Source organism: Streptomyces sp. NPDC008137 (assembly GCF_042957035.1).
In the GTDB taxonomy this organism is placed as follows: Bacteria; Actinomycetota; Actinomycetes; order Streptomycetales; family Streptomycetaceae; genus Streptomyces.
On record NZ_JBIBHN010000037.1, the window covers coordinates 1 to 21775 of the forward strand.

Annotated in this window: 25 protein-coding genes; 7 read left to right on the forward strand and 18 right to left on the reverse strand. The window is 69.8% G+C overall.

The genetic code is table 11. The features are described 5' to 3' along the window. Positions 1-139: 139 nt before the first annotated feature. Both ACFZBT_RS36005 and ACFZBT_RS36010 read right to left on the reverse strand, forming a co-directional pair. Entirely contained in the window at positions 140-508 is a 369-nt protein-coding gene (locus tag ACFZBT_RS36005; RefSeq protein ID WP_391113101.1) for a DUF3618 domain-containing protein, read from the reverse strand. Then, complete coding sequence (locus ACFZBT_RS36010) at positions 505-924, reverse strand: phage holin family protein (RefSeq protein ID WP_391113103.1); 420 nt, start codon at positions 922-924, stop codon at positions 505-507. Before ACFZBT_RS36010 ends, ACFZBT_RS36005 begins: the two co-directional genes overlap by 4 nt. A 134-nt stretch (positions 925-1058) precedes the next feature. On the opposite strand from ACFZBT_RS36010, the gene dapA reads away from it, so the two are divergent. Next, positions 1059-1955: a 4-hydroxy-tetrahydrodipicolinate synthase gene (dapA, locus tag ACFZBT_RS36015; protein ID WP_391113105.1), complete on the forward strand. Its 897-nt coding sequence runs from the start codon at positions 1059-1061 to the stop codon at positions 1953-1955. Between the two features lie 9 nt (positions 1956-1964). On the opposite strand, the gene ACFZBT_RS36020 is transcribed toward dapA, so the two are convergent. The 5 genes from ACFZBT_RS36020 to ACFZBT_RS36040 all read right to left on the reverse strand — a co-directional run bounded on the left by ACFZBT_RS36020 (position 1965) and on the right by ACFZBT_RS36040 (position 5308). Next, positions 1965-2195 carry a hypothetical protein gene (locus tag ACFZBT_RS36020; protein ID WP_391113107.1) on the reverse strand — a complete coding sequence of 77 codons (231 nt, stop codon included), beginning with the start codon at positions 2193-2195 and terminating at the stop codon, positions 1965-1967. Between the two features lie 130 nt (positions 2196-2325). Further along, on the reverse strand, positions 2326-3159 hold the full coding sequence (locus ACFZBT_RS36025) for an NAD(P)H-binding protein (RefSeq protein ID WP_391113110.1): 834 nt from the start codon (positions 3157-3159) through the stop codon (positions 2326-2328). 157 nt (positions 3160-3316) lie between these two features. Beyond that, positions 3317-4306 (reverse strand): 2,3,4,5-tetrahydropyridine-2,6-dicarboxylate N-succinyltransferase, encoded by a 990-nt coding sequence (gene dapD, locus ACFZBT_RS36030; RefSeq protein WP_391113112.1) that lies wholly within the window; start codon positions 4304-4306, stop codon positions 3317-3319. 115 nt (positions 4307-4421) lie between these two features. Further along, complete coding sequence (locus tag ACFZBT_RS36035) at positions 4422-4988, reverse strand: TetR/AcrR family transcriptional regulator (protein ID WP_391113114.1); 567 nt, start codon at positions 4986-4988, stop codon at positions 4422-4424. After that, positions 4988-5308, reverse strand: a complete 321-nt coding sequence (locus tag ACFZBT_RS36040) for an SMR family transporter (RefSeq protein WP_391113117.1) — start codon at positions 5306-5308, stop codon at positions 4988-4990. Before ACFZBT_RS36040 ends, ACFZBT_RS36035 begins: the two co-directional genes overlap by 1 nt. 167 nt (positions 5309-5475) lie before the next feature. Here ACFZBT_RS36040 and ACFZBT_RS36045 point away from each other — a divergent pair, with 167 nt between their 5' ends. Beyond that, positions 5476-6312 carry an AbfB domain-containing protein gene (locus ACFZBT_RS36045; protein ID WP_391113120.1) on the forward strand — a complete coding sequence of 279 codons (837 nt, stop codon included), beginning with the start codon at positions 5476-5478 and terminating at the stop codon, positions 6310-6312. A gap of 83 nt (positions 6313-6395) precedes the next feature. Here the strand turns inward: ACFZBT_RS36045 and ACFZBT_RS36050 are convergent, their stop codons facing one another. The 8 genes from ACFZBT_RS36050 to ACFZBT_RS36085 are packed head-to-tail and all read right to left on the reverse strand — an operon-like array spanning position 6396 to position 12971. After that, positions 6396-6728: a metal-sulfur cluster assembly factor gene (locus ACFZBT_RS36050; RefSeq protein WP_184596910.1), complete on the reverse strand. Its 333-nt coding sequence runs from the start codon at positions 6726-6728 to the stop codon at positions 6396-6398. Beyond that, positions 6725-7195 (reverse strand): Fe-S cluster assembly sulfur transfer protein SufU, encoded by a 471-nt coding sequence (gene sufU, locus ACFZBT_RS36055; protein ID WP_391113124.1) that lies wholly within the window; start codon positions 7193-7195, stop codon positions 6725-6727. The genes ACFZBT_RS36050 and sufU overlap by 4 nt, the downstream gene beginning before the upstream one ends. A 16-nt stretch (positions 7196-7211) precedes the next feature. Further along, positions 7212-8468: a SufS family cysteine desulfurase gene (locus ACFZBT_RS36060; RefSeq protein WP_391113127.1), complete on the reverse strand. Its 1257-nt coding sequence runs from the start codon at positions 8466-8468 to the stop codon at positions 7212-7214. Next, positions 8465-9229, reverse strand: a complete 765-nt coding sequence (sufC, locus tag ACFZBT_RS36065; protein ID WP_215122217.1) for a Fe-S cluster assembly ATPase SufC — start codon at positions 9227-9229, stop codon at positions 8465-8467. Before sufC ends, ACFZBT_RS36060 begins: the two co-directional genes overlap by 4 nt. 7 nt (positions 9230-9236) lie before the next feature. Beyond that, complete coding sequence (locus ACFZBT_RS36070) at positions 9237-9560, reverse strand: non-heme iron oxygenase ferredoxin subunit (protein WP_189731059.1); 324 nt, start codon at positions 9558-9560, stop codon at positions 9237-9239. Further along, positions 9557-10741 carry a Fe-S cluster assembly protein SufD gene (sufD, locus tag ACFZBT_RS36075; protein WP_391113133.1) on the reverse strand — a complete coding sequence of 395 codons (1185 nt, stop codon included), beginning with the start codon at positions 10739-10741 and terminating at the stop codon, positions 9557-9559. The genes ACFZBT_RS36070 and sufD overlap by 4 nt, the downstream gene beginning before the upstream one ends. Positions 10742-10800: 59 nt before the next feature. Then, positions 10801-12222: a Fe-S cluster assembly protein SufB gene (gene sufB, locus ACFZBT_RS36080; protein WP_053670664.1), complete on the reverse strand. Its 1422-nt coding sequence runs from the start codon at positions 12220-12222 to the stop codon at positions 10801-10803. Beyond that, entirely contained in the window at positions 12219-12971 is a 753-nt protein-coding gene (locus ACFZBT_RS36085; RefSeq protein WP_391113138.1) for an ArsR family transcriptional regulator, read from the reverse strand. Before ACFZBT_RS36085 ends, sufB begins: the two co-directional genes overlap by 4 nt. A gap of 161 nt (positions 12972-13132) precedes the next feature. Between ACFZBT_RS36085 and ACFZBT_RS36090 the strand changes: the two genes are divergently transcribed. The 4 genes from ACFZBT_RS36090 to ACFZBT_RS36105 are packed head-to-tail and all read left to right on the forward strand — an operon-like array spanning position 13133 to position 16721. Further along, positions 13133-13945: an AAC(3) family N-acetyltransferase gene (locus ACFZBT_RS36090; protein WP_391113141.1), complete on the forward strand. Its 813-nt coding sequence runs from the start codon at positions 13133-13135 to the stop codon at positions 13943-13945. Between the two features lie 31 nt (positions 13946-13976). Continuing rightward, positions 13977-14900, forward strand: coding sequence for an ATP-binding cassette domain-containing protein (locus ACFZBT_RS36095; protein ID WP_391113144.1), 924 nt, complete (start codon positions 13977-13979; stop codon positions 14898-14900). 50 nt (positions 14901-14950) lie between these two features. Further along, positions 14951-15667 (forward strand): ABC transporter permease, encoded by a 717-nt coding sequence (locus tag ACFZBT_RS36100; RefSeq protein ID WP_391113268.1) that lies wholly within the window; start codon positions 14951-14953, stop codon positions 15665-15667. Positions 15668-15671: 4 nt separating this feature from the next. Next, positions 15672-16721: a COX15/CtaA family protein gene (locus ACFZBT_RS36105; RefSeq protein WP_391113147.1), complete on the forward strand. Its 1050-nt coding sequence runs from the start codon at positions 15672-15674 to the stop codon at positions 16719-16721. On the opposite strand, the gene ACFZBT_RS36110 is transcribed toward ACFZBT_RS36105, so the two are convergent. The 3 genes from ACFZBT_RS36110 to ACFZBT_RS36120 all read right to left on the reverse strand — a co-directional run bounded on the left by ACFZBT_RS36110 (position 16718) and on the right by ACFZBT_RS36120 (position 19296). After that, positions 16718-17824 carry an amidohydrolase family protein gene (locus ACFZBT_RS36110; RefSeq protein ID WP_391113150.1) on the reverse strand — a complete coding sequence of 369 codons (1107 nt, stop codon included), beginning with the start codon at positions 17822-17824 and terminating at the stop codon, positions 16718-16720. The two genes, ACFZBT_RS36105 and ACFZBT_RS36110, sit on opposite strands and share 4 nt — an antisense overlap. A 163-nt stretch (positions 17825-17987) precedes the next feature. Continuing rightward, positions 17988-18320 (reverse strand): hypothetical protein, encoded by a 333-nt coding sequence (locus tag ACFZBT_RS36115; RefSeq protein ID WP_391113153.1) that lies wholly within the window; start codon positions 18318-18320, stop codon positions 17988-17990. Between the two features lie 58 nt (positions 18321-18378). After that, positions 18379-19296 (reverse strand): heme o synthase, encoded by a 918-nt coding sequence (locus tag ACFZBT_RS36120; RefSeq protein WP_391113156.1) that lies wholly within the window; start codon positions 19294-19296, stop codon positions 18379-18381. A gap of 384 nt (positions 19297-19680) precedes the next feature. Between ACFZBT_RS36120 and tkt the strand changes: the two genes are divergently transcribed. Beyond that, on the forward strand, positions 19681-21768 hold the full coding sequence (gene tkt / locus ACFZBT_RS36125; RefSeq protein ID WP_391113159.1) for a transketolase: 2088 nt from the start codon (positions 19681-19683) through the stop codon (positions 21766-21768). The last annotated feature ends 7 nt before the right edge of the window (positions 21769-21775 follow it).

The window sequence follows — 21775 nt, forward strand, 5'->3', positions numbered from 1 at the left end:
GTCGGGGGGTGTCCGCCCGCAGCGGTTGTCGCGTCAACGAACAGTCAGTCGGCGTGAGACCCCCTCGCGACGTTCCGAGGACGGACACCCCCCGACACGGCCCCGACCCCCCACTCGACGGCCAGCCGCTACGCGACGATCACCGATGCCCGTGATGATGCCTCCGCCGCAACACCCCGACAGCCACCACCGCCCCCGCGGCCGCCCCCACCACCAGCACCGGCCGCGGATGCCGCAACCCGGCCTGAACAGCGTTCCGCACCGGCCGAGGCCCCGTATGCGTCGCCCTGTCCTGCACCGTATGCCCAGCCTCCACCGCACTGCTGCGCAACTGCACCGTCATCGCCCCGGCCTTGTCCCGGAGATCAGCCGCCCGCGCCCGCGCACGCCCCTTCACATCCGCCTTCCCCGCCAACTCCTCCACGGTGTTGCCGAGTTCACTGCGAGTCCGCTCGATCTGCCGCCGCAGCTCATCGGGCCCCTTGGCCCCACTCGTCGCGTCCGTCATCGATGCGCCCTTTCCTTGATCTCCTCCACGTCCGCCTTCACACTGCCGAGGGCCTCCTCAGGCGTGGGAGGCGTGGCCCGCCGCAACTGCCCCCGGCCCACGACACCCAGGACAGCGGCGAGAGCGAACAGCACCCCCGTCACGATGAGCGCCGAGGCCCACACGGACAGCACCAGCGAGAGCGCGGCAATCCCCGTCCCGGCCAGCGCGAGGAACCCGGCATAGGCGACCGCCCCCGCCGCACCGAGCAGCCCACCGCCGCGCCCCGCACGTCGCCCCTTCTCGGCCAGCTCCTCCTTGGCGAGAGCCACTTCCTGCCGCACGAGCAGGGAGAGCTGCTCTGCGGCCTGTCCGACGAGTTCCCCCACGGAGTGGTGCTCGTCGTGCACTACCCGACGTTCCATGGTCCCGGTCACAGCGTTCCGCCTCCTCTCGAAGTAGGAACCCCCGAGTACCCTCACCACCCTCACACAACCTCGAAGTAAATCTAACCAACACCTGGTAGTAAATTTAAGTGGAGCTACATAATCATCGCGCCGACACTACTGAGATGACGACGACGCCACCGTTCGGCCGCACCCTCTGCGCCATGATCACCCCGCTCACCGAGACGGGAACCCTGGACCTCGACGGAGCCCAGCACCTCGCCGCCCACCTCGTCGCGCACGGCTGCGACGGCCTCGTACTCTCCGGCACGACAGGCGAATCCCCCACCACCACGGACGCCGAGAAGTCCGCCCTGATCACCGCCGTCCGCGAGGCCGTGACCGACAGGGCGTCGATCGTCGCGGGCATCGGCACAGCCGACACCAGGCACACCGCCGACCTGGCCCGGGAGGCCGAGAAGGCGGGCGCGGACGGCCTGCTGGTGATCCCGCCGTACTACAGCAGACCCCCGCAGGACGCGATCGAGGCACACTTCCGCGAGATCGCGGACGCCACCGAACTCCCGCTCATGCTCTACGACATCCCGATCCGCACCGGCACCCGCGTCGAACCCGACACGATCCTCCGCCTCGCCGAGCACCCCAGGATCGTCGCGGTCAAGGACTGCTCGTACGACTTCCTGGCCGCCCAGAAGGTTCTGGCCCGCACGGACCTGGCGTACTACGCGGGCTGCGACGAGCACAATCTGGCGCTGTACGCCGTAGGCGGGACGGGCTACGTCAGCACGGTCGCGAACGTGATCCCGGGCCAGCTGCGAGCGGTCCTGGACGCGTTCGACGCGGGCGCCACCACACAGGCGGCCCGCCTCCAGCAGCGGGCCACCCCCCTCATCGAGGCGATCATGTCAGCAGGCCTGCCGGGCACCGTCACGACAAAGGCGCTCCTCACCGAACTGAACCTCCCCGCAGGCCCGGTCCGCGCTCCCCTGCGCCCCGCCGACCGTGCCACGACCGACGGACTGCTGTCGCTCCACAGAACCGTGACCACCACCCGCACCTGACAAACCGGCTCAGTTCCAGGCGTACCCGTCACCGAACAGCAGCGTGTGCTCCAGCACGTCCTCCGCCGGGTCGTCGACCTGGCCGGTGCTGACGTTGACCAGACCGAACCGGTGGCCGTTGTGCGAGTTCGTGTTGGTCTCGTCGGCGTGCGCGGCCCCCGCCGGAAGCCAGCACACCGTCAGTACGGCGACCGCCCCGGCCAGACGACGTGCCACAACCCACTCGCGCTCGTTCCTCATACCCCGGTCGTTCCTCATACCCGGTCCTCGTTTCATCGGTTCGGCGTCAGATCGGACACTGCGTCCACCGGTTCATCTGCCTGGCCCGTCACGAGGTCACGCCCGCTCATGCGTCCGCATATGTCCCGGCTCAGCGGAAGGCGTCACCGTTCTCCGCCGCCCACTGCCGGAACGACCTGGCCGAGGAACCGGTGACCTGCGCGATCGTGTCGCGCACCGCCAGCAACTCGTCGTTGACGTCCCTGCCCATGAGATCGAGCACAGCGTGTGCGGTCTCGTCCCCCAGGAACGACGCCATCTGCCGATGCGCCTCCTCCGGGCTGATCTCGACGAGGGTCACCGCCCGCCCCAGAGCCGCCGCCACGGCAGCGACCTGCTGCCGCACGGTGACGCGTGCCGGCCCGGTCAGTGCGTACGTCCGACCTCGATGCGCCGGCTCGGTCAGAGCCGCCCGGGCGACCGCGGCGATGTCCGCGGGGTGCACGGCGGGAAGCCCGACGTCCGCATACGGCGCCCGCACCACGCCCTCCGCGCGGATCGACGGCGCCCACCACAGCGTGTTCGAGGCGAACTGCGTCGGCCGCAGGATCGTCCAGGCCATACCGCTGTCCTCGAGCAACCGCTCGACGGCCAGGTTCTCGCCTGCCGCGGGCAGGTGCGGATGGGTCTGCACGGTGATCGACGACACGAGCACCACATGCTCCACACCCGCTCGCCGGGCGGCCGCGAGAACCTCCTCCTCAGCCCCCGTCCCCGACAGGAGGAACAGCGAACGCACCCCCTCCAGCGCGCTCTTCAGGGAATCCGCCCGCGCGAGATCGCCCTCGACGACGTCGACCCCCTCGGGAAACGAGACCCGTCCCGCATCCCTCGTCAGAGCCCGCACAGGCACGGAACCCCTCAAGCCCGACTCCCCCAGCAGAGCCCTTCCGATGTTCCCGGTCGCACCGGTCACAAGAATCATCGCCGCCCGCTCCTGCCCCCAGATATCGATCACTTGCCCGGCAGGCTAGGACCTCGACTTTGCTTGAGGTCAAGGCGGCGGAACGGCCCCGGACACACGAGCGCCCTCCCGGGCCGTTCTCGGGTCCGGGAGGGCGCTCGGCGATGACCGAAGCGGATCAGTTGTGGCTGTGCAGGATCTCGTTCAGTCCGCCCCACACCGCGTTGTTCGGCCGGGCCTCGACCGTGCCGGTGACCGAGTTGCGGCGGAACAGGATGTTGGAGGCGCCGGACAGCTCGCGGGCCTTGACGATCTGGCCGTCGGGCATGGTGACGCGGGTGCCGGCGGTGACGTAGAGGCCGGCCTCGACGACGCACTCGTCGCCGAGGGCGATGCCCACTCCCGCCTCGGCGCCGATCAGGCAGCGCTCCCCGATGGAGATGATGACGTTGCCGCCGCCGGACAGCGTGCCCATGGTGGAGGCACCGCCGCCGATGTCCGAGCCGTCGCCGATCAGGACGCCCGCGGAGATACGGCCCTCGACCATCGACGTGCCGAGCGTGCCGGCGTTGAAGTTGACGAAGCCCTCGTGCATGACGGTGGTGCCCTCGGAGAGGTGCGCACCGAGGCGGACCCGGTCGGCGTCGGCGATGCGGACGCCCTTGGGGGCCACGTAGTCCGTCATGCGCGGGAACTTGTCGACGCTCGTCACCTGGAGGTGCAGACCCTCGGCGCGCGCGTTCAGGCGGACCTTCTCCAGGTCGTCGACCGCGACCGGGCCCAGCGAGGTCCAGGCGACGTTCGCGAGGTGGCCGAAGATGCCGTCGAGGCTCTGGCCGTGCGGCTTGACCAGGCGGTGGGAGAGCAGGTGCAGGCGCAGGTAGACGTCGTGCGCGTCGACCGGCTTCTCGTCGAGCGAGGCGATGACCGTACGGACCGCGACGACCTCGACGCCGCGGCGGGCGTCGGGGCCGACGGCAGCGGTCGCGCCGTCGCCGAGCAGCTCCGCGGCACGCTCGGCGGACAGCCGCTCGGTGCCGGACGGGCCGGGCTCGGCGGACAGCTCGGGCGCGGGGAACCAGGTGTCGAGGACGGTGCCGTCGGCGGCGATCGTGGCGAGGCCGGCGGCCACGGCGCCGGTGGTGCGAGGAGCAGTCGTGTCGGTCATAAGGGCAACCTAACCGGCGGACGGCACTCGATGCGAACCGGTACGGGGCCGTCTCACGTGCCGGGCGGTACGTCTCCGTGCTGGTCGGCGGCGGGGACGGCCGCCCCCGCCGACCTCACTCCTTCCGCGCCTCGCGAGGATCCGCCCCCGCCACGACCCGCCCCAGCACCTCCCGCGCATACGCCTCGTCATACGCCGCCCCCGTCAGCAGCACCTGAAGACAGATCCCGTCGACCACCGCCACCAGCGCCCGAGCCGTCACGGGATCCGTACGCCGGGACAGCAACTCGGCGACCCCCTCGGCCCACTCGGCGGCGACAGGCCGCAGGGCGGGCCGGCGCAGGGCGGCCAGGTACAGCTCGTACTCCAGCTCGACGCCGGTACGGTCGCCCGCGAGCCACTCCCCCACCCATGCCGCGAGCTCCGCCGCCAGATCGGTCCGGGGATCCCGCAGTCCGCCGCGCCCCGCGACCACCTTGGCGAACCCTTCGTTGGCCTGCCGCAGGGCGGCGACCAGCAGTTCGTCGAGGGTCTTGAAGTGATACGTCGTGGAGCCGAGCGGCACATCCGCCTCGGCGGCGGCACTGCGGTGGCTCAGCCCCGCGATGCCCTTCGTCCCGACGACCCGGATCGCCGCGTCGATGATCCGCTGCCGCCGCTCGGGGTCGTAGCGCCGGGGCATCAGTGACCGCCGCCCAGGTTCAGCACCACGACCCCGACGATGATCAGCGCGATACCGGCGGCCTTGGCGGCGGTCAGGCCTTCCCCGAGGAAGAGGACACCGATGGTGGCGATGGCCGCGGTTCCGACGCCTGCCCAGATCGCGTAGGCCGTGCCGACGGAGACCGTCCTCAGCGTCTGCGCGAGCAGCGCGAAGGAGACGAGGTAGCCGAGGAGCGTGAGCAGCGAGGGTCCGAGCCTGCTGAAGCCGTCGCTGTACTTCATGGCGGTCGTCGCACCCACTTCGGCGGCTATGGCCGCGGCCAGCAGCAGATATCCCATATGTACAAGCGTACACACCATCTGTACGCCCGTACACATCACAGGACGGAAACCGCTCTCCCAAACGCCCCCGGTGATCCCGGACGTCCACTACGGTGTCACCGATCACACACCGGGCCACCACAACTGCGCCGCCGTCAAGGGTGTCCCGATGGAGGAACCAGCGCATGACTAAAGACAAGTCCCGGCCGCCACAGGACCGTCCGTGGGAGAACGGTTGGGCCCCGGACACCACCCGGGCACCGGGAACGCGACGGCTCTGGCTGGCGGGCGCCCTCGCCCTGGCCACGGTCACCGCGTGCGTGACGGCGATCGCCGTGATGGACAGTCAGGCCGGCGAGCCCGCGCCCGAGTCGGCGGAGCCGACGACACTCAGCAGTTCGGCCCCGGGCGGCCTGATCTCCTTCGCGACGCCCTCCGGGAGCGCCACCCAGACGCCCGGCAAGGACCGCGAACGCCGCCCGTCGCCGACCCCCACGACGAGCGCGTCCACCAGCCCGAGCGCCTCGCCGAAGCCGCGCCCGAAGGCACCGAAGCCCTCGGAGTCCGACCGGACTTCACCGGCCCCGAAGCCCCCGAAGTCCAACGGGATATCCATACGCTCGGTCAACTACCCGGACCGCTACTGGCGTGTGCGTGACGGCTATGTGCGCCTGGACTCGATCGGCTCCGGTTCCGAGCAGCGCGAGGACGCCACGTTCCGGCGTGTCGGCGGCCTCGCCGACTCCTCCTGCTACTCCTTCACCACCGCGGACGGCCGCTACCTCCGCCATCGCAGCTTCGTCCTCGTCAGGGACAGCGACGACGGGTCGGACCTGTTCCGCAAGGACGCCACCTTCTGCCCCCGCCCCGTGTACCCCTCGGGCGCGGTCATGCTGGAGTCGGTGAACTACCCGGGCCGCTTCCTGCGCCACCGCAATTTCCAGCTCCGCCTCGACCCGTACCAGCACTACGGCGACTTCCGCTCGGACGCGTCGTTCCGGCTGGTGGCCGGGCTGGACTGAGCATGCGAAGGGGCGGCACCGGATGGTGCCGCCCCTTCGTCGTACGTGAATCTCAGACCTGGATCTCAGACGTCTCAGACGTCTCAGACGTTGAACCCGAGCGCCCGAAGCTGCTCCCGGCCGTCGTCCGTGATCTTGTCGGGGCCCCACGGGGGCATCCAGACCCAGTTGATGCGCAGTTCGTTGACGATGCCGTCCGTGGCGGACTTCGCCTGGTCCTCGATGACGTCGGTGAGCGGGCAGGCCGCCGACGTCAGGGTCATGTCGATCGTCGCGATGTTCGCGTCGTCGATGTGAATGCCGTAGATCAGCCCGAGGTTGACGACGTCGATGCCCAGCTCGGGGTCGACGACGTCGTACAGGGCCTCACGGACCTCGTCCTCCGAGGCCGGCTTCATCTCGATGGTCTCGCTCATGCCGTCGTCTTCCTTTCGGCTTCGGGCTCGCCCAGGGCCTGGGCCGTAGCGTCCTTCCAGGCCATCCAGCTCAGCAGGGCGCACTTGACCCGGGCCGGGTATTTGGAGACCCCGGCGAACGCGACCGCGTCCTCCAGGACCTCCTCCATGGCGTCGTCGGGCTCGAGCTTCCCCTTGGACTGCATCAGCTCCAGGAAGGTCTCCTGGATCTTCCGCGCGTCGGAGAGGTCCTTGCCGACGAGGAGTTCGTTCAGTACGGACGCGCTCGCCTGGCTGATGGAACAGCCCTGACCCTCGTACGAGACGTCCTCGATCGTCGTGCCGTCGTACTTCACACGGAGCGTGATCTCGTCGCCGCACGTCGGGTTCACGTGGTGCACCTCGGCGTCGCCATCCCTCAGACCACGCCCGTGCGGGTTCTTGTAGTGGTCCAGGATGACTTCCTGGTACATCGAATCCAGCTTCACGGTTTCCGCACGCCTCTCAGCCGAAGAAGTTCCGTACGTGCTCCAGGCCGTCGACCAGTGCGTCGATCTCGGCCGGCGTGGAGTACAGATAGAACGACGCTCGCGTGGTCGCGGGAATTCCGTAGCGCAGGCAGACCGGCCGCGCGCAGTGGTGGCCGACCCGGACCGCGATGCCCTGCTCGTCGAGGACCTGGCCCACGTCGTGCGGGTGGATGTCCCCGAGGGTGAAGGAGATCGCCGCGCCCCGCTCCTCGGCCGTGGTGGGGCCGATGATCCGGAGGTCGGGGACCTCCAGGAGCCGCTTCACCGCGTACTCGGTGAGCGCGTGCTCGTGGGCGAAGATCTTGTCCATGCCGATCGAGTTGAGATAGTCGATCGCCGCGCCGAGCCCGACCGCCTGGGCGATCGGGGGCGTGCCCGCCTCGAACTTGTGGGGCGCCGGGGCGTAGGTCGAGGAGTGCATCGACACCGTCTCGATCATCTCGCCGCCGCCGAGGAACGGGGGCAGGTCCTCCAGGAGTTCCTGCCGTCCCCACAGGACGCCGATGCCGGTCGGGCCGCACATCTTGTGGCCGGTGAAGGCCACGAAGTCGGCCTGGAGGGCCTGTACGTCCAGCGGCATGTGCGGCGCGGCCTGGGAGGCGTCGACGCACACCAGCGCACCGACCTCCTGGGCGCGGCGCACGATCGCCTCGACCGGGTTCTGGGTGCCCAGGATGTTGGAGACCAGCACGAAGGAGACGATCTTCGTCTTCTCCGTGATGACCTGGTCGATGTTGGACAGGTCGAGGCGGCCGTCGTCGGTGAGGCCGAACCACTTCAGCTTCGCGCCCGTGCGCTGCGCGAGCAGCTGCCACGGCACGATGTTGGAGTGGTGCTCCATCTCCGTGATGACGATCTCGGTCTCGGAGTCCACGCGGTAGGGCTCGTCGGCCCAGCCCAGCATGTTCGCCACGAGGTTGAGCGACTCCGAGGCGTTCTTGGTGAAGATCACCTCGTTGCGCGAGGGCGCGTTGATGAACTCCGCGACCTTGTCGCGCGCGCCCTCGTACAGCGCCGTGGCCTCCTCGGCGAGGACGTGCACGCCACGGTGGACGTTGGCGTTGTAGCGCTCGTAGTACTCACTGAGTGCGTCCAGCACCTGGCGCGGCTTCTGGCTGGTCGCCGCGTTGTCCAGGTACACGAGCTTCTGGCCGTCATGGACCTGCCGGTCCAGGATCGGGAAGTCCTTGCGGAGCGCCTCGGTGTCGAGGAGGCCCGGCAGCTGTGTCACGCGGATGCGCCACCCTTCGTGTATGCCTCGTAGCCCTCGTTCTCCAGCTTGTCGGCGAGCTCGGCGCCGCCGGACTCGACGATGCGGCCGCCGGAGAAGACGTGCACGTGGTCGGGCTTGATGTAGCGGAGGATGCGCGTGTAGTGGGTGATCAGCAGGGTGCCGACCTCGCCCGTCTCACGGACGCGGTTGACGCCCTCGGAAACCACGCGCAGGGCGTCGACGTCCAGGCCGGAGTCGGTCTCGTCGAGGACCGCGACCTTCGGCTTGAGCAGCTCCAGCTGGAGGATCTCGTGGCGCTTCTTCTCACCGCCGGAGAAGCCCTCGTTGACGTTGCGCTCGGCGAAGGCGGGGTCGATGTTGAGGCGCTGCATGGCCTCCTTGACCTCCTTCACCCAGGTGCGCAGCTTGGGGGCCTCGCCGCGGATGGCGGTGGCGGAGGTGCGCAGGAAGTTGGAGACGGAGACACCGGGGACCTCGACCGGGTACTGCATGGCGAGGAAGAGGCCGGCGCGGGCCCGCTCGTCGACGGACATCTCCAGGACGTCCTCGCCGTCGAGGGTGACGGTGCCGCCGGTGATCGTGTACTTCGGGTGACCCGCGAGGGAGTAGGCGAGGGTCGACTTGCCGGAGCCGTTCGGGCCCATGATGGCGTGCGTCTCGCCCTGCTTCACGGTGAGGTCGACGCCCTTGAGGATCTCCTTCGTGGCGTTGTCGGCCTCGACGGTGACGTGCAGGTCTCGGATTTCAAGCGTTGCCATGGGTGCCTCAGGACTCCTGGGTGAGGGAGACGAGCACGTCGTCCCCTTCGATCTTTACGGGGTATACGGGGACGGGGCGCGTCGCCGGAAGGGCGTCGGGCTTGCCGGAACGGAGGTCGAAGCGCGAGCCGTGCAGCCAGCACTCGATGTGACAGTCGTCGACCTCGCCCTCCGAGAGGGAGACGTTCGCGTGCGAGCAGATGTCGTACACCGCGAACACCTCGCCCTCGGTCTGCACGATGGACATGGGCGTGCCGTCGAGTTCCACCCGCTTCGGGGTGTCGTCCTCCAGCTCGCTCAGGCCACAGACGCGTACGAATGCGAGGCTCATGCCACCGACGCCTCCAGCTCTTCCTCGATCTTGGCGATCAGGCGCTCCTCGATGTCGGGGAGGCCGATCTGCTGGACCAGCTCGGCGAAGAAGCCGCGGACCACGAGACGGCGGGCCTCGTGCTCCGGGATGCCGCGGGCCATGAGGTAGAAGAGCTGCTCGTCGTCGAAGCGGCCGGTCGCCGAGGCGTGGCCGGCGCCGACGATCTCGCCGGTCTCGATCTCGAGGTTGGGTACGGAGTCCACGCGCGCCCCGTCCGTGAGGACCAGGTTGCGGTTCATCTCGTACGTGTCGGTGCCCTCGGCCTTGGCCTCGATGAGGACGTCGCCGATCCAGACCGCGTGCGCGTCCTCGCCCTGGAGCGCGCCCTTGTAGACGACGTTCGACTTGCAGTGCGGGACGTTGTGGTCGACCAGGAGGCGGTGCTCCTGGTGCTGGCCCTGGTCGGTGAAGTAGAGGCCGAACAGCTCGGCCTCGCCGCCGGGGCCGGCGTAGCTCACGCGCGGGTGCAGCCGGACGACGTCGCCGCCGAAGGTGACGACGACGGACTTGAAGGAGGCGTCGCGGCCGACGAGCGCGTTGTGCTGGGCGACGTGGACGGCCTTCTCGTCCCAGTCCTGGACGGAGACGACGGTCAGCTTGGCGCCGTCGCCCAGGAGGTAGTCGACGTTGGCGGCGAGCACCGCGTCACCGGTGTGGTCGATGACCACGACGGCCTCGGCGAAGGCGCCCAGCTCGATCACCTGGTGGCCGAAGGCGGTGCCGCCCTCGCCGTGCACCGCGATGCGGATCGGTTCGGTGAGGACCGTCTCCTTGGGGACGGTCACGACCGAGGCCTTCTCGAACGCGGAGTAGGCCTGGGCGGCGACGCGGTCCACCGGGGTGCCCGCCTTGCGGAGCCGGGCGTCGTCTCGGCCGACGGCCTCGACGGTGACGCCCTCGGGGGCCTGCACGTCGACCTTCACGCCGTTGCCGTTCGCGACGGCGGTGCCGTCGTGCAGGCCGCGCAGGCGCTCCAGCGGGGTGAACCGCCATTCCTCCTCCCGGCCGTGCGGGACGGGGAAGTCCGCCACGTCGAAGGAGGGGGGCGCGCTCATGCGCGTGGCGACGGTCGACTCGGCCGCCACCGCGATCGAGCCCGTGGTGGTGGCGCCCACGGGGATGTTCTGAGCCTCAGCCATGGCTGTCGTAGTGCTCGCTTTCCGTTACGTAAGGGGCTTGATGGGGCTGCGGACCGGGACTAGCCGACCGCGCCTTCCATCTGCAGCTCGATCAGCCGGTTGAGCTCGAGCGCGTACTCCATGGGGAGCTCCTTGGCGATGGGCTCGACGAAGCCGCGCACGATCATCGCCATGGCCTCGTCCTCCGACAGACCGCGGCTCATCAGGTAGAAGAGCTGGTCCTCGGAGACCTTGGAGACGGTCGCCTCGTGGCCCATGGACACGTCGTCCTCGCGGACGTCCACGTAGGGGTAGGTGTCCGAGCGGGAGATCGTGTCGACCAGCAGCGCGTCGCAGAGCACGTTCGACTTCGAGCCCGGGGCGCCCTCGCCGATCTCGATGAGACCGCGGTAGGAGGTGCGGCCACCGCCGCGCGCGACGGACTTCGAGACGATGTTGGACGAGGTGTTCGGCGCCATGTGGACCATCTTGGCGCCCGCGTCCTGGTGCTGCCCCTCGCCGGCGAAGGCGATGGACAGGGTCTCGCCCTTGGCGTGCTCGCCCATCAGGTAGACGGCCGGGTACTTCATCGTCACCTTGGAGCCGATGTTGCCGTCGACCCACTCCATGGTCGCGCCCTCGTAGGCCACGGCACGCTTGGTGACCAGGTTGTAGACGTTGTTCGACCAGTTCTGGATGGTCGTGTAGCGGCAGCGGGCGTTCTTCTTGACGATGATCTCGACGACCGCGGAGTGCAGCGAGTCCGACTTGTAGATCGGGGCGGTGCAGCCCTCGACGTAGTGCACGTAGGCACCCTCGTCGACGATGATCAGGGTCCGCTCGAACTGGCCCATGTTCTCCGTGTTGATACGGAAGTAGGCCTGGAGCGGGATCTCCACGTGGACGCCCGGCGGCACGTAGATGAAGGAGCCGCCCGACCACACGGCGGAGTTCAGCGACGCGAACTTGTTGTCACCGACGGGGATGACGGTCCCGAAGTACTCCTTGAAGAGCTCCGGGTGCTCCTTCAGGGCCGTGTCGGTGTCGAGGAAGATGACGCCCTGCTCCTCCAGGTCCTCGCGGATCTGGTGGTAGACGACCTCGGACTCGTACTGGGCGGCGACACCGGCGACGAGGCGCTGCTTCTCCGCCTCGGGGATGCCGAGCTTGTCGTACGTGGCCTTGATGTCCTCGGGCAGGTCCTCCCAGGACTCCGCCTGCTTCTCCGTGGAGCGCACGAAGTACTTGATGTTGTCGAAGTCGATGCCCGACAGGTCCGAGCCCCAGTTCGGCATGGGCTTCTTCTCGAACAGGCGCAGGCCCTTGAGACGGAGCTTGGTCATCCACTCCGGCTCGCTCTTCTTGTCGGAGATGTCGCGGACGACGTCCTCGTTGATGCCGCGCTTGGCAGAGGCGCCGGCCGTGTCGGAGTCGGCCCAGCCGTATTCGTACTTGCCCAGGCCCTCGAGCTCAGGGTGGGCAGTCTCCGTGGGGAGAGTCATGCGGGGTTCCTCCCGGCCGTGCTTGCGGATGCGTTGTCAGTGGTGTGGGAAATCTTGGGGATGAACGTCGTGCAGACGCCGTCGCCGTGCGCGATGGTGGCGAGCCGCTGTACGTGCGTACCGAGCAGCTCCGCGAAAAATTCCGTCTCCGCCTCGCACAACTGGGGGAACTGCTCGGCGACGTGGGCGACCGGGCAGTGGTGCTGGCAGAGCTGCTCACCCTTCTGCGGGTGGGGCGCACTGCGCGCCGTAGCAGCGTACCCGTCCGCGCTCAGGGCCTTGGCCAGCGCTTCGGTCCGCTTCTCGGGTGACGCCGCCTCGACCGCCTGGCGGTACGCGCCCGCCTGTGCGGCGATCCTGGCGCGGGCGAAGGCGGCGATCGCCTCGCTGCCGCCCTCGCGGTCGGCGATCCAGCGCAGCGCGTCCGCCGCGAGCTTGTCGTAGGACTGGTCGAAGGCGTCCCGGCCGCAGTCCGTCAGGGCGAACGCCTTGGCGGGGCGGCCGCGGGTGCGCGCGCCGTAGACCCGCTGCTCGCGTGCTTCCACGACACCGTCGCCCGCGAGGGCGTCGAGGTGCCGGCGTACGGCCGCCTGGGTGAGGCGCAGCCGCTCGGCGAGTTCGGCGACGGTCGACGGGCCGTGGTCCAGGATGGACCGCGCGACACGGTTGCGGGTGGACCGCTCACCGGTCGCGAGTTCCTCCTGTGGGGCACCCATGGGAGCCTCCCGAGCCTCGCCGACGTTTTTCACAACGCCATTGTTGCGTAATTCTTCAGGGCCGGGCAAGCCGTGCCCGACCCGCCCGACGGTGCCTTACGTCACTTAGGTAAAGCTAACCTGACCTGCGGAAACGATCTTTGATCGATCAAACCGCTGGCATCCGGCAGCCCCTTCAGGGACACTCCGGAACCATGCCCACACCCCCTCCGACCGGCCCTCTTGTCACCCGGGACACACTGCGGACGCAGTTGGGCGAACTGGGCGTACGGCCCGGCGAGACCCTCCTCGCGCACTCCTCGCTCAGCGCCCTGGGCTGGGTCAACGGCGGCGCCGTCGCGGTGGTGCGGGGACTTCTCGACGCGCTCGGCCCGGAGGGCACCCTGGTGGTTCCCACGCAGACGGGCGAGCTCTCCGACCCGGTCCTGTGGCGCGATCCGCCCGTTCCCCCGGAATGGTGGGCGGCCATCCGGGCCACGATGCCCGCCTACGACCCCCGGATCACGCCCAGCCGCGGGGTCGGCGTCGTCCCGGAGACCGTACGGACCTGGCCCGGTGCCCTGCGCAGCGCCCATCCGCAGACCTCGTTCGCGGCGGTCGGGCCGCGCGCGGCGGAGCTGACCGAGGGACACGCACCCGACTGCAGGCTCGGCGAGCGCAGCCCGCTCGCGAAGCTGGAGGCGACCGGCGCCCGGGTCCTGCTGCTCGGTGCCGGCTACGCCTCCTGCACCAGCTTCCACCTCGCCGAGTACCGGATACCGTCCCCGCGCGTCGCCGTGGGGCGGCCCGGTCCGCGAGGCTGGGAGACCGTGACCGAGGTGTCGATCAGCTCGGACCGCTTCGACGAGCTGGGCTACGACTTCGAACGGGACCGACCCGTCGTACGCGGGAAGGTGGGGGCGGCCGAGGCCCGGCTGTTCCCGGTGGCGGACGCGGTGGCCTACGCCGAACGGTGGCTGGCGGTGCACCGGCCGCGCGAGGACGAGTTCCCGCACCCCCAGGTCTGAGCCCCGTTCGGCGTACCTAGACTCTGGACCCATGCGAAGTGAGCCCGTGGTCCAGGTCCAGGCCCTGGTGAAGCGGTACGGCCCGAAGACCGCGGTGGACGGGCTCGACCTGGTGGCCCGGGAGGGTGTGACCGCCGTGCTCGGCCCCAACGGGGCGGGCAAGACGACCACGGTCGAGACCTGCGAGGGGTACCGGAGGCCGGACGCCGGCACGGTGCGCGTCCTGGGCCTCGACCCGGTGAGGCAGTCCGGGCGGCTGCGGCCCCGCATCGGCGTGATGCTCCAGTCCGGCGGCGTGTACTCGGGCTCCAGGGCCGACGAGATGCTCCGCCACGTCGCCAGGCTGCACGCTCATCCGCTGGACGTGGACGCGCTCATCGAGCGTCTCGGGCTCGGCTCCTGCGGGCGTACGACCTACCGGCGGCTGTCCGGCGGGCAGCAGCAGCGGCTCGCGCTGGCGATGGCCGTGGTCGGGCGCCCCGAGCTGGTGTTCCTGGACGAGCCGACCGCCGGTCTCGACCCGCAGGCCCGCCGCGCCACCTGGGACCTGGTCCGGGACCTGCGCGCCGACGGCGTCTCGGTGATCCTCACCACCCACTACATGGACGAGGCCGAGCAGCTCGCCGACGACGTGGCGATCATCGACGCGGGCCGGGTCATCGCGCAGGGCTCCCCGGAGGAGCTGTGCAAGGGCGGCGCGGAGAACACCCTCCGCTTCACCGGCCGTCCCGGCCTGGACGTGGGCTCGCTGCTCAAGGCCCTGCCCGCCGACTCCTCGGCCGCCGAGCTCACGCCGGGTTCCTACCGGGTCGTCGGCAAGATCGACCCGCAGCTGCTCGCGACGGTCACCTCCTGGTGCGCCCAGCACGGCGTGATGCCGGAGAAGATCTCGGTGGAGCGGCACTCCCTTGAAGACGTGTTCTTGGAGCTCACGGGTAAGGAGCTGCGTTCGTGACCGCCACCGGCACCTATGCGCCGAAGCCGGGGGCCGCGCCCCTCCCCCGCATGATCGCGGCCCAGGCCGCGCTCGAGACGAAGATGCTGCTGCGCAACGGCGAGCAGCTGCTGCTGACGGTCGTGATCCCGACCCTGCTGCTCGTCCTCTTCAGCACCGTGGACATCGTCGACACGGGCGAGGGGAAGACCGTCGACTTCCTCGCCCCCGGCGTCCTCGCGCTCGCGGTGATGTCGACCGCGTTCACCGGCCAGGCGATCGCGACCGGCTTCGAGCGGCGCTACGGCGTGCTGAAGCGGCTCGCCTCCTCGCCCCTGCCGCGCTGGGGGCTGATGACGGCGAAGACGCTGTCCGTGCTGGTCACCGAGGTGCTCCAGGTGATCCTGCTGACGGTGATCGCCTTCGCGCTCGGCTGGTCGCCGCAGGGCAACCCGTTCGCCGTCCTGCTGCTCCTGGTCCTCGGTACGGCGGCCTTCTCGGGCCTCGGCCTGCTGATGGCCGGGACGCTGAAGGCCGAGGCGACCCTGGCCGCCGCCAACCTGGTGTTCCTGCTGCTGCTCGTCGGCGGCGGGGTCGTCGTCCCGCTGGACAAGTTCCCCGAAGGCGCGCAGGACGTACTCGGCCTGCTGCCCATCTCGGCGCTGTCCGACGGGCTGCGGGACGTGCTCCAGCACGGGGCCGGGACGCCCTGGGCGGACCTGGGGATCCTGGCGGTCTGGGCCGTGGCCGGGCTGGTCGCGGCCGGACGGTTCTTCCGCTGGGAGTAAGGCCATGAGGGACCCTCGTGAAAGCGTGCACAAGCGGCGCCCTACGATGGGTCGCGTGCCAAAAGTGACCCGCGCCGACGCCATGGCCGCCCTGCGCAACCCGCTCGCCTTCATCGCCGCACGCTGGACCCCGGAACCCCGGACCGTCCAGCGGGCCGCCATGTCCGCCATCGTGATGTCGGTGCTCATCGTGGTCACCGGCGGTGCCGTGCGGCTGACCGGCTCGGGCCTGGGCTGCCCGACCTGGCCCAAGTGCACCGACAACTCGCTCACCGCGACCAGCGAGATGGGCGTCCACGGCGTCATCGAGTTCGGCAACCGCATGCTGACCTACGTGCTGTGCGCGGCCGTGGGCTGGGCGATCATCGCCGCGCGCTCGCAGAAGCCGTACCGGCGGGGCCTGGTCCGGCTGGGCTGGGCGCAGTTCTGGATCGTGATGAGCAACGCGGTGCTCGGCGGCATCGTGGTGCTGGTCGGTCTCAACCCGTACACGGTAGCGGCCCACTTCGTGGCGACGTCCGCGCTCATCGCGGTGGCCACGGTGATGTGGCAGCGCACCCGTGAGGGCGACACCGCACCGCGCCCGCTGGTCGGCAAGGCCGTGCGGCAGCTCGTGTGGTTCCTGACGGCGGCGGCCGTCCTGCTCATCCTGGTCGGCACGGTGGTCACCGGCGCGGGCCCGCACGCTGGCGACTCCAGCGAGGTCGAGCGGATGCCGGTCGACTGGGAGACGGTGAGCAAGCTGCACGCCGTGCTGGCGTGGATCGTGGTGACGCTGACGTTCGCCCTGTGGTTCGTCCTCAAGGCGGTCGACGCGCCGAAGGACCCGCTGAAGCGCACCCGCGAACTGTTCCTGATCCTGCTCGCGCAGGGCGTCATCGGATACGTCCAGTACTTCACGGACCTGCCCGAGGTCCTGGTCGGCCTGCACATGTTCGGCTCGGCCGTGATGTGGATCTGGGTGCTGCGGGTGGCGCTGTCGCTGCGCGAGCGGCCGGAGGAGGCCGTGGACCTGCCCGGTCCGGCCGCCGAGGCCACCCTGACGAAGGCCTAGTCGAGCCCGTACACCCTGCGCGCGTTCCCCGACGCCAGCATCCCCGCCACCCGCTGCGCGTCGGTCAGGGACCACGCGCCCTCGGCGACCCAGGTGCCGAGCACCCGGCCGAGTGCCTCGCGGAACAGCCGGGCGGCCACCACGTGCAGTTCGGGCAGCCCCTGGGCGCCGCTGGAGAAGAGGATCTTGCCGAACGGGGCCAGCTCCAGGATCTCCGCGAGGACGGTCGCGGCGCGGGCGCCGGTGCGGACCAGGGCGGCGCCGCAGTCGACGTAGACATGCGGGAAGACGCCGGCGAGATGGGCGGCGTGCCGGTGGTACGGGTAGCCGTGCAGCAGCACGAGGTCCGTGCCGAGCCCGGCCGTGGCCCGTACGAAGTCCGTCAGCAGCACCGGGTCCGTACGGTCGATGCGCAGGCCCGGCGCGCCGAGCCCCGCGTGCAGCTGGAGCGGCCGGCCCGAGGCGACGGCGCTCCACAGCAGATGCCGCAGGAGCACGGGGTCGCTCAGCTCCCCGCCGACCCCGCGCCTCGCGAACCAGCGGCCCACAGCCCCCCGCACCTCTCCGGGCCCGGGCGGCTCGGGAGCCAGCGCGAGGCCGTGCCTTACGCCCGCGACCGAGGTGAAGGCGACGGCGTGCGCGGCGGCGGCGTGCACGGACTCGGCGAGGTTGGCGAGGAAGGAGTCGACGGTCCCGGAGGTGTCGGCTACCTGCTCGGCGAGGAGTTCCAGGCGCACGATCTCATGGGCCTCGGCGGCACCGGCGGAGGCCAGCTCGCGGGGTTCGGTGAGGTCTCCGGGGAGGCCGGTGTCGACGAGGTAGGTCGTGATGCCGCTGCCGCGCAGGAGGCGGCGGCCGGACTCCAGGACGCCCAGTTCACGGCGGCGGGCCAGGTAGTGGGCCGGGGCGCAGTGGGGTTCCAGGCCGAGCAGGGGCGGGCACCAGCGGCGTACGGCGAAGCCGGTCTGGGTGTCGAAGAGGGTGGTGCCCGGGGCGGGTGGGCCCTCGGTGCGGGAGAGGTGGGCCTCGAAGGTGCCGAGGCCCAGCTCTGTGCGGAGTACTCCGTGGCAGTACTGGTCCACCAGTGAGGGTGTTTCGATCATCCGGGCCTCCCGGTGTGGACCCTGTTGCTTTCAGGGTCCTAACGGGTGAACCGGGTTTGAGGTCGCGGTCCCGGGGGCGGGGGCGGGGTTTGTTCGGCGGGTGCGGGCTGGATGTGGTTGCTCGCGCGGTTCCCCGCGCCCCCAAGCCAGAAAGGCCGGCGGCTCAGCCGTTGGACGGGCCGCCCACCTGGATGCCCGCCATGCGCGACCACTCGTAGCGGCCCGTCTTCACCTTGGCCGCGAATTCGCCGTCGAAGGACTCGTGGCGGGTGATGCCCGCCTTCTCCACCGCCTGCTCGGCGATCTCGTGCGAGGGGGCCACCAGGTCGCCCCAGTTGCCGTCCTCGCCGACCAGGACGATGCGGGCGCCGCGTTCGCCGAGGTAGGCGATCTGGCCCTCGGCGCCGCCGTGGTCCTTGGAGAAGGAGGTGATCTGCTTGGCGAGCCGGGCGACCTTGCGCTCGGCCTTCGGGTCAACCTGCTGCGTGTCTGCCATGGTCAGGATGCTACTCACGAGTAGATCGACTGGCGAGGGCAGGGCGCTGTGACGTACGTCAGCGCAGGAACGGGTCGACCGCGACGGCCACGAACAGGATCGACACGTAGGTGATCGACCAGTGGAAGAGCCGCATCTCCTTGAGCTTGGCGCCCGTCACCTCGGCCTTGGCGCGGTTCTGCAGGCCGTGGGCCTCCCACAGCCAGAACCCGCCTGCCAGCAGGGCGACCGCCGTGTAGAACCAGCCCGTGTAGCCGAGCGGGGTCAGCAGGAGCGAGACGCCGACCATGACCCAGCTGTAGATCACGATCTGCTTGGCGACCACCTTGTTGGAGGCGACCACCGGCAGCATCGGCACCCCCACGCGCGCGTAGTCCTCTTTCACCTTCATCGACAGCGGCCAGTAGTGCGGCGGCGTCCAGAAGAACATGACGAGGAACAGGATGATCGGCGCCCACGACATGGAGTTCGTGACCGAGGACCAGCCGATCAGCACGGGCAGACAGCCCGCGATGCCGCCCCACACGATGTTCTGCGAGGTACGGCGCTTGAGGATCATCGTGTAGACGACGACGTAGAAGAGGAGCGCGCCGAGGGAGAGCCAGGCCGAGAGCCAGTTGACCGTGAGGCCGAACAGCAGCGTCGAGACCACGGCCAGGGTGATGCCGAAGGCCAGGCACTCGCGCGGGCTGACCATGCCGGTGACCAGCGGGCGCTGCGAGGTGCGGTCCATCAGCGCGTCGATGTCGCGGTCGATGTACATGTTGAGCGCGTTGGCGCCGCCGGCGGACAGATATCCGCCGACACAGGTCAGCAGCACCAGCGTCAGATCGGGCACACCCTGCTGCGCCAGGAACATCACCGGAACCGTGGTGATCAGCAGCAGCTCGATGATCCGCGGCTTGGTGAGAGCCACGAACGCCATGACACGGGCCCCGAGCGGCCGGTGGGCCGGGCTCTGGTCCGTCCCGGTCATCCCCGCTGGACGGGATTCAACGGCCGTCACGCACACCCCTACAGAGACATCCCAGCAAGCCTCAGCCGTGTGAAGTCCCGGTAAAGGCTCGCGCGTACCACGCCACTTTAGACGTTGCCCAGAGTCGGACATTCGCGGGGGTCGGGTCGTGTTGTGGGGAGGGTTCCGACGGGCGCCTGGAAGCTCGATTGAGCACCCGGATGAGCGGCTGCGTATTCACATGCCTAATGCGGTTCGGCCCAGTCAGGAGGCGGATCGGGAGGAGTCCCGGCACTCTGGAACGACCTGGCAGAACGCATGTCCCACGGGGGTAGGCTCGACTGCGGCCGGTGGGCGCCCCGATACACCGGTATCCGAACATGTGGAGAGGAGCCCTGACCCAGGGTGAGCACCAAGCCGACCACAACAGACCTCGAGTGGACCGAGTTGGATCAGCGGTCCGTCGACACCGCGCGTGTCCTGGCCGCCGATGCCGTACAGAAGGTCGGTAACGGCCATCCGGGTACGGCGATGAGCCTGGCGCCTGCCGCCTACACCCTCTTCCAGAAGGTGATGCGGCACGACCCGGCGGACGCCGACTGGGTCGGGCGGGACCGCTTCGTGCTGTCCGCCGGCCACTCGTCGCTGACCCTCTACACCCAGCTGTACCTGGCCGGTTTCGGCCTGGAACTGGACGACCTGAAGTCCTTCCGCACCTGGGGTTCGAAGACCCCCGGTCACCCGGAGTACGGCCACACCACCGGTGTGGAGACCACGACCGGGCCCCTCGGACAGGGTGTCGCGAACGCGGTGGGCATGGCGATGGCCGCCCGCTACGAGCGCGGCCTGTTCGACCCGGAGGCCGCCGAGGGCGAGTCGCCGTTCGACCACTTCATCTACTGCATCGCCGGTGACGGCTGCCTCCAGGAGGGCATCTCCGCCGAGGCGTCCTCGATGGCCGGCCACCAGAAGCTCGGCAACCTGGTCCTGCTGTGGGACGACAACCACATCTCGATCGAGGGCGACACCGAGACCGCCGTGTCCGAGGACACCGTGAAGAGGTACGAGGCGTACGGCTGGCACGTGCAGCGCGTGGCGCCCAAGCCGGACGGCGACCTGGACCCGAACGCGCTCTACGACGCGATCGAGGCGGCCAAGGCGGTCACCGACCGGCCGTCGTTCATCGCGATGCGCTCGATCATCGCCTGGCCCGCCCCGAACGCGCAGAACACCGAGGCGGCACACGGCTCGGCGCTGGGCGACGACGAGGTGGCCGCGACCAAGCGCGTGCTCGGCTTCGACCCGGAGCAGAGCTTCGAGGTCTCGGACGAGGTCATCACGCACACCCGCAAGGCGCTGGAGCGGGGCCAGGCGGCCCGCGCCGTGTGGGAGAAGGCGTACCAGCAGTGGCGGGACAACAACCCCGAGCGCGCCGCCGAGTACGACCGGATCGCCAAGGGCGAGCTGCCCAAGGGCTGGGAGGAGAAGATCCCGGTCTTCGAGGTCGGCAAGGGCGTGGCCACGCGTGCCGCCTCCGGCAAGGTGCTGCAGGCCCTCGGCGGGGTCATCCCCGAGCTGTGGGGCGGCTCGGCCGACCTGGCCGGCTCGAACAACACCACGATCGACAAGACGTCGTCGTTCCTCCCGGCGGACAACCCGCTGGAAGAGGCTGACCCGTACGGCCGCACGATCCACTTCGGTATCCGTGAGCACGCGATGGCCGCCGAGATGAACGGCATCGCGCTGCACGGCAACACCAGGATCTACGGCGGCACGTTCCTGGTGTTCTCCGACTACATGCGCAACGCGGTGCGGCTGTCGGCGCTGATGCACCTGCCGGTGACGTACGTGTGGACGCACGACTCCATCGGCCTGGGCGAGGACGGCCCGACCCACCAGCCGATCGAGCACCTGGCGTCGCTGCGGGCGATCCCGGGTCTCAACCTCGTGCGCCCGGCGGACGCCAACGAGACCGCGATCGCCTGGCGCGAGATCCTCAAGCGCTGGACGAAGGAGTTCGGCAAGGGCCAGCCGCACGGTCTGGCGCTGACGCGTCAGGGTGTGCCGACGTACGAGCCCAACGAGGATGCCGCCAAGGGCGGTTACGTCCTGTTCGAGGCCGAGGGCGGCGAGCCCGAGGTCCTTCTCATCGCCACCGGCTCGGAGGTGCACGTCGCTGTCGAGGCGCGCGAGCAGCTCCAGGGCGCCGGCGTGCCCACGCGCGTGGTGTCCATGCCGTCGGTGGAGTGGTTCGAGCAGCAGGACCAGGGGTACCGGGACAGCGTCCTGCCGCCGGCCGTGAAGGCTCGCGTCGCGGTCGAGGCCGGTATCGGACTGACCTGGCACAAGTACGTCGGGGACGCCGGCCGCATCGTTTCCCTGGAGCACTTCGGTGCTTCGGCCGACGGCAAGGTCCTTTTCCGCGAGTTCGGCTTCACTGCCGAGAACGTGGCCGCCGCCGCCCGGGAATCGATCGCCGCAGCTCAGCGCTGACGCTCAT

Excerpts from the sequence above, each read along its gene's own strand:
- ACFZBT_RS36005 (WP_391113101.1), bottom strand. The coding sequence starts at position 508 with ATGACGGACGCGACGAGTGGGGCCAAGGGGCCCGATGAGCTGCGGCGG.
- dapA (WP_391113105.1), top strand. The coding sequence starts at position 1,059 with ATGACGACGACGCCACCGTTCGGCCGCACCCTCTGCGCCATGATCACC.
- ACFZBT_RS36020 (WP_391113107.1), bottom strand. The coding sequence starts at position 2,195 with ATGAGGAACGAGCGCGAGTGGGTTGTGGCACGTCGTCTGGCCGGGGCG.
- ACFZBT_RS36025 (WP_391113110.1), bottom strand. The coding sequence starts at position 3,159 with ATGATTCTTGTGACCGGTGCGACCGGGAACATCGGAAGGGCTCTGCTG.
- dapD (WP_391113112.1), bottom strand. The coding sequence starts at position 4,306 with ATGACCGACACGACTGCTCCTCGCACCACCGGCGCCGTGGCCGCCGGC.
- ACFZBT_RS36035 (WP_391113114.1), bottom strand. The coding sequence starts at position 4,988 with ATGCCCCGGCGCTACGACCCCGAGCGGCGGCAGCGGATCATCGACGCG.
- ACFZBT_RS36040 (WP_391113117.1), bottom strand. The coding sequence starts at position 5,308 with ATGGGATATCTGCTGCTGGCCGCGGCCATAGCCGCCGAAGTGGGTGCG.
- ACFZBT_RS36045 (WP_391113120.1), top strand. The coding sequence starts at position 5,476 with ATGACTAAAGACAAGTCCCGGCCGCCACAGGACCGTCCGTGGGAGAAC.
- ACFZBT_RS36050 (WP_184596910.1), bottom strand. The coding sequence starts at position 6,728 with ATGAGCGAGACCATCGAGATGAAGCCGGCCTCGGAGGACGAGGTCCGT.
- sufC (WP_215122217.1), bottom strand. The coding sequence starts at position 9,229 with ATGGCAACGCTTGAAATCCGAGACCTGCACGTCACCGTCGAGGCCGAC.
- ACFZBT_RS36070 (WP_189731059.1), bottom strand. The coding sequence starts at position 9,560 with ATGAGCCTCGCATTCGTACGCGTCTGTGGCCTGAGCGAGCTGGAGGAC.
- sufD (WP_391113133.1), bottom strand. The coding sequence starts at position 10,741 with ATGGCTGAGGCTCAGAACATCCCCGTGGGCGCCACCACCACGGGCTCG.
- sufB (WP_053670664.1), bottom strand. The coding sequence starts at position 12,222 with ATGACTCTCCCCACGGAGACTGCCCACCCTGAGCTCGAGGGCCTGGGC.
- ACFZBT_RS36090 (WP_391113141.1), top strand. The coding sequence starts at position 13,133 with ATGCCCACACCCCCTCCGACCGGCCCTCTTGTCACCCGGGACACACTG.
- ACFZBT_RS36095 (WP_391113144.1), top strand. The coding sequence starts at position 13,977 with ATGCGAAGTGAGCCCGTGGTCCAGGTCCAGGCCCTGGTGAAGCGGTAC.
- ACFZBT_RS36100 (WP_391113268.1), top strand. The coding sequence starts at position 14,951 with ATGATCGCGGCCCAGGCCGCGCTCGAGACGAAGATGCTGCTGCGCAAC.
- ACFZBT_RS36105 (WP_391113147.1), top strand. The coding sequence starts at position 15,672 with ATGAGGGACCCTCGTGAAAGCGTGCACAAGCGGCGCCCTACGATGGGT.
- ACFZBT_RS36110 (WP_391113150.1), bottom strand. The coding sequence starts at position 17,824 with ATGATCGAAACACCCTCACTGGTGGACCAGTACTGCCACGGAGTACTC.
- ACFZBT_RS36115 (WP_391113153.1), bottom strand. The coding sequence starts at position 18,320 with ATGGCAGACACGCAGCAGGTTGACCCGAAGGCCGAGCGCAAGGTCGCC.
- ACFZBT_RS36120 (WP_391113156.1), bottom strand. The coding sequence starts at position 19,296 with ATGACCGGGACGGACCAGAGCCCGGCCCACCGGCCGCTCGGGGCCCGT.